Annotated in this window: 12 protein-coding genes; 6 read left to right on the top strand and 6 right to left on the bottom strand. The window is 68.8% G+C overall.

Features of this window, described 5'->3' with window-relative positions; all coding sequences use genetic code 11:
• The 5 genes from A5673_RS02800 to A5673_RS02820 form a co-directional block, all read right to left on the bottom strand.
• A complete protein-coding gene (locus tag A5673_RS02800; protein WP_068226979.1) occupies nucleotides 1-486 on the bottom strand; it encodes an NUDIX domain-containing protein in 486 nt (161 codons plus the stop codon).
• 6 nt (nucleotides 487-492) lie between these two features.
• The gene (locus tag A5673_RS02805) at nucleotides 493-1,848 is read right to left on the bottom strand and encodes a wax ester/triacylglycerol synthase family O-acyltransferase (protein WP_068226980.1); all 1,356 of its coding nucleotides are present in this window, start codon (nucleotides 1,846-1,848) and stop codon (nucleotides 493-495) included.
• Nucleotides 1,849-1,889: 41 nt separating this feature from the next.
• Nucleotides 1,890-2,966: an SDR family oxidoreductase gene (locus tag A5673_RS02810; RefSeq protein ID WP_068226981.1), complete on the bottom strand. Its 1,077-nt coding sequence runs from the start codon at nucleotides 2,964-2,966 to the stop codon at nucleotides 1,890-1,892.
• Between the two features lie 149 nt (nucleotides 2,967-3,115).
• Nucleotides 3,116-3,394 carry a hypothetical protein gene (locus tag A5673_RS02815; RefSeq protein WP_231970821.1) on the bottom strand — a complete coding sequence of 93 codons (279 nt, stop codon included), beginning with the start codon at nucleotides 3,392-3,394 and terminating at the stop codon, nucleotides 3,116-3,118.
• Nucleotides 3,395-3,632: 238 nt separating this feature from the next.
• Nucleotides 3,633-4,496 carry an SDR family NAD(P)-dependent oxidoreductase gene (locus tag A5673_RS02820; RefSeq protein WP_068226983.1) on the bottom strand — a complete coding sequence of 288 codons (864 nt, stop codon included), beginning with the start codon at nucleotides 4,494-4,496 and terminating at the stop codon, nucleotides 3,633-3,635.
• Nucleotides 4,497-4,594: 98 nt separating this feature from the next.
• On the opposite strand from A5673_RS02820, the gene A5673_RS02825 reads away from it, so the two are divergent.
• The 5 genes from A5673_RS02825 to A5673_RS02845 are packed head-to-tail and all read left to right on the top strand — an operon-like array spanning nucleotide 4,595 to nucleotide 8,634.
• Nucleotides 4,595-5,665 (top strand): dihydrodipicolinate reductase, encoded by a 1,071-nt coding sequence (locus A5673_RS02825; protein WP_068226984.1) that lies wholly within the window; start codon nucleotides 4,595-4,597, stop codon nucleotides 5,663-5,665.
• Nucleotides 5,662-6,156 carry a VOC family protein gene (locus A5673_RS02830; RefSeq protein WP_068226985.1) on the top strand — a complete coding sequence of 165 codons (495 nt, stop codon included), beginning with the start codon at nucleotides 5,662-5,664 and terminating at the stop codon, nucleotides 6,154-6,156. Before A5673_RS02825 ends, A5673_RS02830 begins: the two co-directional genes overlap by 4 nt.
• The gene (locus tag A5673_RS02835; protein WP_068226986.1) at nucleotides 6,153-6,926 is read left to right on the top strand and encodes an SDR family NAD(P)-dependent oxidoreductase; all 774 of its coding nucleotides are present in this window, start codon (nucleotides 6,153-6,155) and stop codon (nucleotides 6,924-6,926) included. The genes A5673_RS02830 and A5673_RS02835 overlap by 4 nt, the downstream gene beginning before the upstream one ends.
• Entirely contained in the window at nucleotides 6,923-7,528 is a 606-nt protein-coding gene (locus A5673_RS02840; protein ID WP_068226987.1) for a TetR/AcrR family transcriptional regulator, read from the top strand. The genes A5673_RS02835 and A5673_RS02840 overlap by 4 nt, the downstream gene beginning before the upstream one ends.
• Complete coding sequence (locus tag A5673_RS02845) at nucleotides 7,525-8,634, top strand: hypothetical protein (RefSeq protein WP_068226988.1); 1,110 nt, start codon at nucleotides 7,525-7,527, stop codon at nucleotides 8,632-8,634. The genes A5673_RS02840 and A5673_RS02845 overlap by 4 nt, the downstream gene beginning before the upstream one ends.
• Here the strand turns inward: A5673_RS02845 and A5673_RS02850 are convergent.
• Complete coding sequence (locus A5673_RS02850; RefSeq protein WP_068226989.1) at nucleotides 8,631-10,070, bottom strand: hypothetical protein; 1,440 nt, start codon at nucleotides 10,068-10,070, stop codon at nucleotides 8,631-8,633. The genes A5673_RS02845 and A5673_RS02850 overlap by 4 nt on opposite strands.
• Before the next feature lie 110 nt (nucleotides 10,071-10,180).
• Between A5673_RS02850 and A5673_RS02855 the strand changes: the two genes are divergently transcribed.
• Nucleotides 10,181-10,395 (top strand): PfkB family carbohydrate kinase (locus A5673_RS02855; protein WP_231970824.1); only part of this gene is annotated, 215 nt, incomplete at its 3' end.

Here is a 10,395-nt window from a genome sequence, read left to right on the forward strand (position 1 = left end):
TCAAGTCCCTTCGTCAAGGCCGGCCAGCGCCGGATGGGCCATCAATCGATCCAGAAACGGGCGCTGACCCCTGAGCAGCTTCGTGCGCGCCCGCGCCACCGTAAACCAGCCCACCCGGTCGACCTCGGGGTACTCCCGCATCCGGCCCGAGCCCTTCGGCCACTCCAGCTCGAAGGTGTTGCTGTGCGCGTCGGTGACGTCGACGTCGGCCTCGACGGCGAACGCGGTGATCACCTTGCCGCTGGGCTGTTTCAGCGCGCCGAAGTCGATCCGCGGCCCGGGCGGCACGGGCAGCCCCAGCTCCTCGTGAAACTCGCGCCGGGCGACCTCCCAGGGGTCCTCCCCGTCGGTGTACTCGCCCTTGGGAATCGACCAGGCGCCGTCGTCCTTGCGGGCCCAAAACGGGCCACCCGGATGCGCGATCAGCACTTCGACGACGCCCTCGACGCCGCGGTACACCAGCACACCCGCGCTGAGCTTCGGCATCGACCGTCAGACCCCGACGGCCCGTTCCAGATCCTTGAGCGACGACTCGAGGTGCGCGAGCAGGCGCTGCAGGTGCGGAACGCTGCGACGGCAGCCGACCAGACCGAAGTCGAGGTTGCCGGCGTTGCTGACCAGGGTGATGTTCAGCGCCTGCCCGTCGAGGATGGCGGACAGCGGGTAGTTGCCGTCGAGCCGGGCGCCGCCGCAATACAGCTGCTCCTGGGGCCCGGGCACGTTGGATATGACGAGGTTGAAGGGCGGCGACGTGGAGTTGACCCAGCCCGGGACCGCCGCCAGGGCCAGCGAGCCCATGTTCAGCGCCGACAGCGCCAGCGCCTGGACCCGGGGCAGTTCGGAAAACACCTTCTTGTTGCTGCGCATCGACTCGCTGACGGCCTGCAGCCGCTCCGCCGGATCGTCGGCGTCGGTGGCCAGGTTGCACAGGATCGCCCCGACCAGGTTGCCGCCGGCGTCGGCCTCGTCCTCGCGACGCAAACTCACCGGGACCATCGCGACCAGGGGTGTGTCCGGCAGCGCGTTCTGCTCGAGCAGGTAGTAGCGCAGCGCGCCCGAGCACATGGCCAGGACCACGTCGTTGAGGGTCACGCCCGCGGCCCGCTTGACGCTCTTGATGCGATCCACCGACCAGGACTGGGCGGCGCACCGGCGCGCGCCCCCGATCTTGACGTTCAACATGGTGCGCGGCGCGCCGAAGGGCAACGTCAGCTGCTGCTCCAGCAGCGCGGCCCGGGCCAGCGAGACGGTCGAGGGACCAAGCGCCGCAACGGATCCCGCCGTCCTGATCAGCGACCCCAGCCGGGAAGTGGGGCTGGGCTTGCGCTTTCGCACCGGAAGGCTCCACGGCGCGCGAATCTCGTTGTCCTCCGAGTCATTCGACAACGCGCGCTGCATCAGCTTCTGCGCGGAAACACCGTCGATCAGCGCGTGATGCATCTTGCAGTACATCGCGAACCGGCCGTCCTTCAGCCCCTCCACCACATACAGTTCCCACAGCGGGCGGTGGCGATCGAGCAGGCTGGTGTGCAGCCTGGAGGTCAGCTCCAGCAGCTCACGGACCCGGCCCGGTGACGCCAGCGCCGAGCGCCGAACGTGGTAGTCGACGTCCACCTCGTCGTCGTACGCCCACGCCATCGGGGTGATCCCGCCCATGATCGTGGCGGGGTGCTTGCGGAAGGTGGGCTGGAATTCGCCGCTGGCGATCAGGGCGTCGGTGAATTCCCGGACGAACTCCGGACCGGCCCCCGGCGGGGGTTCGTACAGCTGCAAGCCGCCGACGTGCATGGGGTGTTCACGCGATTCCCCCAGCAAGAAGACCGCGTCGGTGGGCATCATCGGTTCCATCCACCAATTAGACCGCGAACCGCTTGCGGCGCGAAGCGCTCTTAGAACATCGCCGCCGAGCCGACTTCGGGATGCGCGCGCATGTACTCGACGAGCCGATCGACATAACCGGGAAACGGCGGCGCCTCGATGCCGCTGCCGGCGAGGTCGGCGCGGCAATGGTCGGTCAGATAGGTGGTGGGGTGGGCGAAGTAGTCGACCGCCTCGGGCGGGATCCGCATCAGGCGGTAGAGCCCCGGGACGTGCGCCAGCGACGCCTTGGCCAGCTTCCGCGGCACCGGCACCTTGATGAGTTGCCGGCCCGTCGCCTCGGCGAGCGTCTGCGCGATCTCCTCGACGGTGAGCGCGCGCGGATCCGCCAATTGATACGTTCGGCCCTCGGATGCGGCAAGGCCGCTCAAATAGCCGACCGCATCGACGATGAAGTCGCGCGGGACCACGTTCACCCGCGTCGCGGTCGGGTCGCCCGCCACCGGCAGGAGCGCGCGGCGGGGCTGTCGCAGCAACCACTGCATGACGAAGTAGGGGCCGTCGAACTTCTGCGTCTCGCCGGTGCGGCTGTCGCCGACGACGATGGCGGGCCGATAGACGGTGGCCGGCATGCCGGTGGCCATGTGCCGGCGGACCTCCACCTCGGCGCGGTTCTTGGTCTCCTCGTAGTGGTTGTTGAACGGAGCGCCGACTTCGAGGTCGTCCTCGCCGAACGGACCCTCGTAGCGGCCGCTGACGTAGCAGGTGCTGAAGTAGTGCAGCCGCGTCAGCATGGGGCAGCGCTCGAGCGCCTCCAGGACGTTCCGGGTGCCGTCGACGTTGACCCGAACCGCCGCGTCGCGGGGCACGGCCAGGTCGTAGGCGGCCGCGAGGTGCCACGCCTCGGTGACCCCGACCAGGGCGTCCGACGGCAGGCCCAACCCGGGTGTCGTGATGTCGCCCTCGACCACCTCGATCCGGCCCTCCAGGAACGGATCGGCGGCGCACAGCTCGGCCACCCGTAGTTCCGCGATGGCGGCGAACTTGGGCTGCACCAAGCAAATCGCGGAGCCGTCAACGCGTTTGAGAATGCCCGGCAGCAATGCGCTGCCGAGAAAGCCGGGAAACCCCGTCATCAATACCGTCATCGCTGTACCTCTAACTCGCCCCGCGGTCGACGTTAGCGACGACGGGCGCGGCTCGAACGGGCCTTTTGGCCCGCCATGGCCGCCATTGGTCCTCGGCTACGGGCCAATTGGGGCTTCGCCGCGCGCAAGCCCGCCGACGCCCCGGGCCGCTAGCCGACCGGCAAGATCCCGATGTCGGAAATGGTGAAGCCGCGCCCCGAAACGACCTTGCAGGTGACGCCGTCGGTTTCCGACCGGCAGCTGAAAGGGCCCATCCAAGCGGTTTGGCCATAGGGCAAGGCGGGCGTGCCCTCGCCCGCGTTGCCGAGGCAAGAGTCGCCCGCGCACCTCTTGAACGTGCCGTCGGTCGTCATCCGCACGGACTGGGGCGGGTCGTCGGACTGACAGTAGGTTTCGTCGGGAATGCCGTTGCCGCGTTGGTAGCTCATCTCGCAGCCGATGTTGCCTGATGGGGACAGGAACGAGCACCACGTCTGGCTGCAGACCGGATTGTCGGCGGCCGCGCGGGGCGTCCCAAAAAAGCCGCCCGCGACTAGCGCGAGTGCACACCCAATTGCGGCGATCGTCCGACGCACGGTTGCCTCCCCAAGCCAGCGATGTGCTCGAAAAATAGCACCGGCACCGCTCGATGCGGGCGGTTTCGGCGCACTGTCAGGCGATACGGCGCTACAGCAGGTCCGTGATGGTCTTCAGGCCCGCGTCGTAGAGCACTCCGGGCAGCATGCCGCCGTCGCATTCGATGGTGGTGCCGTTGACGAAGTCCGCGTCGCCGCCCGCGAGGAACACACAGACGCGGCCCACCTCCGCCGGCTCGCCCGCCCGGCGCAGCGGGACGGCGGCGAAGTATTTTTCGCCGGTCGGGTCGTCTTTGGGCAGGACGAACGAGCGGAAGTTCTCGGTCATCGTCGGGCCGAGCGCGACGCAGTTCACCCTGACCTTGGGCCCCCACTCCTCGGCCAGCGACCGGGTCAGCTGGTTGAGCCCGCTCTTGGCCGCCCCGTAGGAAACCAGCGTGGGTGACCCGGCGGGGTGCCCGGCGCCGCTGGAGATGTTGATGATGCAGCCCACGCCGTCCTGGGTGCTCATCTGCCGATACGCGCGGATCGCGAACCACAGCGGGCTGATGAGGTTCATCTGCACCGCGTACGCGTGAAACAGCGCGGTGCGCTCGTAGTCGTCGTCGCTCGGCGGTGCGCCCTGGATGCGTTGCACGAGTTCGGGAATGCTTTCGGCGTGCGGCGCCGGCACCGTCCCGCCGGCGTTGTTCACCAGGATGTCGATGCGCCCGTGCGCGGCCGCGACGTCGGCGACGAAGGAGTCGATCGAGCGGTAATCACCTTGGTCGCAGACCTTTTGGTGAGCGCGGGCCGCCCAGTCGGGTTCCGCGTCGACGCCCGGCATGGCGGCCAGCGGCGAGCGCGAGCAGCCGATGACCGTCGCGCCCGCGCGCAGCAATTCGTGCGCGATGCCCACGCCGACGCCACGGCTGGTGCCGGTGACGATGGCGATCTTGCCGTCGAGGGCGCCCATGGGCAGGCCTTCCTACGCGTGATTGACAGTGACTGTCAGCGGGTCATACTGTGCCATTTCAGTCGTTGGCGTGTAAAGGCGTGCACCTGGGAGGCCACATGAACGTCCGTGTCATCCAATGGGCGACAGGAGGTGTCGGCAAGGCGGCCATTGCATGCGTGCTGAATCATCCGGAGTTGGAGCTGGTCGGGTGCTGGGTGCACAGCGCGAGCAAGGACGGCGTCGACGTCGGTGACATCATCGGCGCGTCCCCGCTCGGCGTCGCCGCCACCACCGACGTCGACCGGTTGCTTGCCATGGATGCGGACTGCGTCGTGTACAGCCCCCTGGTCCCCAACGACGACGAGGTCATCGCGATCCTGCGGTCGGGCAAGAACGTGGTCACCCCGGTCGGCTGGGTGTACCCGGACCCGGGCAACCCGCGCCACCAGGCCGTCGCCGACGCGGCCCTCGAGGGCGGGGTGACCCTGCACGGGTCGGGGATTCATCCGGGGGGCATCACCGAACGTTTCCCGCTCATGGTGTCGTCGCTGTCGTCGGCGGTCACCCACGTGCGTGCCGAGGAGTTCTCCGACATCCGTACCTACAACGCCCCGGACGTCGTGCGCCACATCATGGGCTTCGGCGGCACGCCCGAGGAGGCGATGCAGGGCCCCATGGCCGGCCTGCTCGACGCGGGCTTCAAGCAGTCGGTCCGAATGATCGCCGACCACATGGGATTTCGCATCGAGCCGAACATCCGGACCATCCAGGACGTCGCGGTGGCGACCGCCGACATCGACTACGCCCCCTTCCCGATCACCACGGGAACGGTGGCCGCGCGCCGGTTCCGCTGGCAGGCCCTCGTCGACGGCGAACCGGTCATCACCGCCGCGGTGAACTGGTTGATGGGTGAGGAAGACCTGGAGCCGGCCTGGAATTTCGGTGGGCGGGGCGAACGCTTCGAAGTGGAGATCACCGGTGACCCGACCGTGAGCCTCACCTTCAAGGGCCTGCAACCCGAGACGATCGCCGAAGGGCTGGTGAAGAACCCGGGCGTGGTCGCCACGGCCAACCACTGCGTCAACGCCATCCCCGACGTCTGCGCCGCCGCGCCCGGCATCAAGACCTACCTTGAGCTCCCGTTGTTCGCCGGCCGCCCGGCCCCCAACCTTGCGGCCACACCATGACCGTCCTGGGCGACGTGTCGTTCTGCCACCTCGTCATCGGCGTCAGCGACATGGACCGCGCGCTGGCGTTCTACCGCGACGCGCTCGGCATGGACGTCGTCTTCGAAACGCTGATCTCCGGCGAGCCCTTCGATGCGGTGTTGCACGCGAAGAAAAAACAGGAGGGCCGGGTGGTGGGCGGGCTGCTCGGCGGGCTCATGGTCGAGTCGCTCTCGCTGGGGGCCAAGCCCACCGCCGACGAGCCACGCCGGACCGCCACCGGGATCCACAACGTCTCGCTCTCCGTCCGTGACCTCGATGACACCCACCGGCGCCTCAGCGCGGCGGGCTGCACACCCGACCAGGATCCGTTCGAAATAGGCGGGGTGCGAATGTTTTTCGTCAAGGACCCCGACGGTACTCCGGTGGAGTTCATCGAGCTGCCGAACGGGGTGCGCAGCACCTACGAGATGCATCGGGGTGTGCCGTTGCACATCGGGCCCGAGCAATGACGTACAGCCACCCGTCCTCGATGCGCGGCCACGTCGCGATCGTCACCGGCGCCGCCCAGGGCGTCGGCAAGGGCATCGCCGCGGCGCTGCTCGAGCGCGGCGCGTCGGTGCTGCTGGTCGACATCCAGGCCGACGTCCTGAGCGCCACCGCCGACGAACTGAAAGCCGCGGGCCCGGTGGAGAAGTTGGTCGCCGACCTGCGCGACCCGGGCAACGCCCCGCGGATCGTGGCCGCCGCCGTCGACGCCTTCGGCACCGTGCACGGCCTCGTCAACAACGCCATCGCCACCAACGAGCCCAAGCCGTTCGTCGACGTCACCACCGAGGACCTGGCGCTCGGTTACGACGTCGGACCCCGCGCGACATTCCTGCTCATGCAGGCCGCGCATCCGGTGCTGGTCGCGGCCGGTGGCGGGTCGATCGTCAACCTCGGCTCGGGGACCGGCACCGGCGGCGAACCGAGGTGGGGCGGCTACGCCGCCGCCAAGGAGGCCATCCGCGGGCTGTCGAAGGTCGCCGCGCTGGAGTGGGGCCGCGACAACATCCGCGTCAACGTCATCTGCCCGTTCGCCGAGTCCGACGGCGTGAAGCTGTGGAAACAGTTCGCGCCCAACGATTACGCCAAGGCGGTGGGTCGCGTGCCGATGAAGCGGATCGGGGACGTCCGCACCGATGTCGGAGCGCTGGTGGCGTTCCTGCTCGGCACCGACGCGACGTTCATCACCGGGCAGACCATTCACGTCGACGGCGGCATCGGCTGCTTCCGATGACCGAGGGGTCCCTGCGGGATCGGCAGCGCGCGCAGATCCGCGCCGAGATCCGGCGCGCGGCGTTCCGGCTGTTCATCGAACGCGGCTACGACGCGGTGACCACCGAGGAAATCGCCGCGGCCGCAGGCGTTTCCCCGCGCACTTTCTTCCGCCACGTGCCGACGAAGGAGGATCTGCTGCTGGCCCCCGTGCGGCACGGCGGCGCCGCCATCGTCCACCTCCTCGAGCAGCGGCCGCCCCGGGAGTCGCCGGACGTCGCGCTGATCAACGCCATCGTGGCGCGGATCCGCTCGTTCGACCAAGCCGATGTCGAGGAGTGGCGAGAAGCCCTGCTGGTCGCTCCCGGCCTGCTCGACAAGGCCACCATCCACACGCCCGCGGACAAAGAACGCGCCGCCAAGCTGGTGGGCGAGCGGATGGGCGCCAACCCCGGCGACGACATCCGTCCCGGCCTGCTGGTCCAACTCGCTTTCTCGGCAGCCGATTTCGCGTTTCAGCAATGGGTGCGCCAGTCCGGCGCCCCGCGAACGCTCGATCTCTACGTCACCGAGGCCCTGGACGCGGTCAAGGGCAGCCACTGGAAAAGGAAGTCGATCTCGTGAAGGACCAGTACAAGGTTGCGGTGTGGGCCACCGGCGGCGTCGGGAAGTACGCGATCCGCACCGTCACCGACCGCCCCAACCTCGATCTCGTCGCGGTGTGGGTGCACTCCGACAGCAAGAACGGCAAGGACGCCCGCGAACTCGCCGGCATCGGCCCCGTCGGCGTTCTCGCCACCCGGGACGAGTCGGCGATCCTCGGCGGCGACGCGGACTGCGTCGTCTACGCCGCGCCGGCACCGCCCCGGATGAAGGAGGCGATCGGCGACCTGTGCCGAATCCTGGCCGCCGGCAAGAACGTGGTGACGACCGCGATACCGGGGCTGGTGTACCCGCACGGTTCGCTGCCCGGCAAGGTGACCGACGCAATCCGCGGCGCGGCCGAGGCGGGTCGCAGCTCGCTGTTCTCCAGCGGCATCGAGCCCGGATTCGGCGCCGACCTGTTCCCGATCGCGCTGATGTCGATGTCGCACAAGGTTTATTCGGTGCGCGGCATCGAGATCACCAACTACTCCGAGTACCCGGCCGAATACGACATGCGCGAGCTGTTCGGATTCGGCCAGCCGCTGGACTACCAGGGCGGCCTGATGAGGCCCGGCGTCCTGCGCTGGGGCTGGGGCGCCGCGGTCACGATGGTGGCCGACGCGCTGGGGGTGCAACTCGACGACATTCACGAAACGTGCGAGTTTCAGCCGACACCGCGCGACATACCCACCGCCTTCGGGCTCGTCGAGGCGGGGACCGTCGGCGCCACCCGGGCGCGCTGCATCGGGGTCGTCGACGGCGTCGACGTCATCACCATCGAGCACGTCGACCGCATCGCCGACGACCTCGCCCCCGACTGGCCCAAGGGCCGGACCGGCGGAACCGACGGCATCTGGCGCGTCGTCATCGACGGCGAGCCGAGCTTCGATGCCGAATTCGAGGTCGGGCACCGGCCCGGCGACAGCCACAATGATCACGGCCTGCTGGCAACCGGCATGCGGGCGGTCAACGCCATCCCCTGGGTGTGCGAGGCGGAGCCGGGAATCGTTGACGCCCTGCATCTCCCGCTGACCTCACCGGTGGGAGCGCTGCACCCACACCGCGACGGGATCTCGGCGTTCTAGAATCCGCTGTCTCCCCCGCCGGAGTCGAATCCACCGCCGAAGTCCGACCCACCGGAGTCGAACCCGCCGCCGAAGTCCGAGCCGCCGGAATCGAACCCGCCGCCCCAGTCGTTGCCGCCGAAACCGGTGTCGCCGCCGCCCGAGTACTGGTAGCCCCCGTCGAAGCCGACGTCGCCCTGCTGGCTGTCGTAGCCTCCGCTCGGGGCGCTGTCGAAGCTCTGATTCGCCTGTGCGGATTCCCAACCGGCGTCGAAACCCCGGTCGTAACTGCCGCCCCAATGGTCGTCGAGCATGGCGTCGATCAACAGGACGTCGGCAAGTGCCCAGCCCCAGCCCGGCCCCCAGAACGCGTACGGGTAGTAGCCGGGATAGAAAAACATCCCGTTGTACATGCCACCGGGGTAGTAGTTCGCGTATCCGGGTTGCGGGGTGGTGCTGTAGTTGTTGTTATTGATCGTCACGTACTCCCCGGTGTTCGGGTTCTTCGCCCGCACCGTGGCCTGCCTGCGATCCTGCTCCGGCACCGACGTCACGGCGGAAACGTCGGGCCCCGGGTTCAGCTTGCGGTTCGCTTTGTTCACGGTGGCCTGCACGGCCCGCAGGTGCGCCCGCGCCGCGGTGTAATCGCCCTCCTGGTAAGCCTTTCGGGCGTCACCCAGACTCGCGTTGGCCTTCAGCGACTCCGCGCTGACGTCGGTGTCGGCGTTGACCATCACCGCGTTGTCGAGGTCGGCGACCTCGGACTCGGCGGCGATCAGCTGCCCCTTGATCCACTCGCGCGCCTCGTTGTCCTTGCGGCGCTTGCGGCTTCGGCTCACGGCGAACCAGATCAGGCCGACCGCCGCCAGGGCGACGCCGATGACGATGAGGGCCGTCCACAGTGGGGCCAAGCCGGAATGCCTGGCGCTGCCGACGGGCGAGCTCGTGACCGTGCTGCCGGACGAGGCGGTCACACCGGAGAGCTTGCTGACGAAGTCGCTGGTCGCGCCGTAGGGGTCGTTGCGGTGCTCCTTGGCCGACTGTCCCAGGAACGGGTCCACGCTGTCCGCGATCACCCTCGGCACGTTGTAGGCGCGCACGTGATAGCCCTTGGCGTCGATCACCAGGATGACCCCGCTGAAGCCCGGATCGCGGCCCAGAAAGACGTTGTGGATGGCGTCCGGCGTCGTCACACCGGTCTGGCCGGGCGCCACCGCGGCCACCCACACCGGCGGGGCGGGGCTCCACGCCCACCGGCTGGTGAGGATCTGCTGGTTCAGCTTGTCGGCGTTTTCCAGCGGCGGACGGCCCGCGGCGTCGGCCACCACGTGCGTCTGCGCATCGAACCGGCCCACCACCTGGTCGGTGTAGGTGTCGGCCCTGCCAGGCGGCGCGAGCAGCATCGCCAGCGCCGCGAGGAACGGGACCACGAAGATCCCGCCGAATCGTCGTGTCACGTGTGTCCCGCCTTTTATTGTTCGCCGCCCTTCGTGCTGATCGAACCACACGGTGACGCCTCGCCGCGCTGCCGCTGATCCGATGGCCCGAAAGTGGGCACAGTATCCGTATGAGCGTTGTGGTCATCGGTCAGATTGGGCGCGACTTGGTGTTACGCACCGAGGGACCGCCGTCGGCGAGCGAGTCCACCACTGTCCTGCGGCGCGGCGAGTTGCTCGGCGGCAAGGGCGCCAACCAGGCGGTCGGTCTCGCCCAACTCGGGGTACCGGTCGCGCTGGTGGGCGTGGTTGGCGAGGACAACGCCGGGGCGTCGGTGCTGCGGCA

This window comes from Mycobacterium sp. E3198, from assembly GCF_001667015.1.
Classification (GTDB): Bacteria; Actinomycetota; Actinomycetes; order Mycobacteriales; family Mycobacteriaceae; genus Mycobacterium.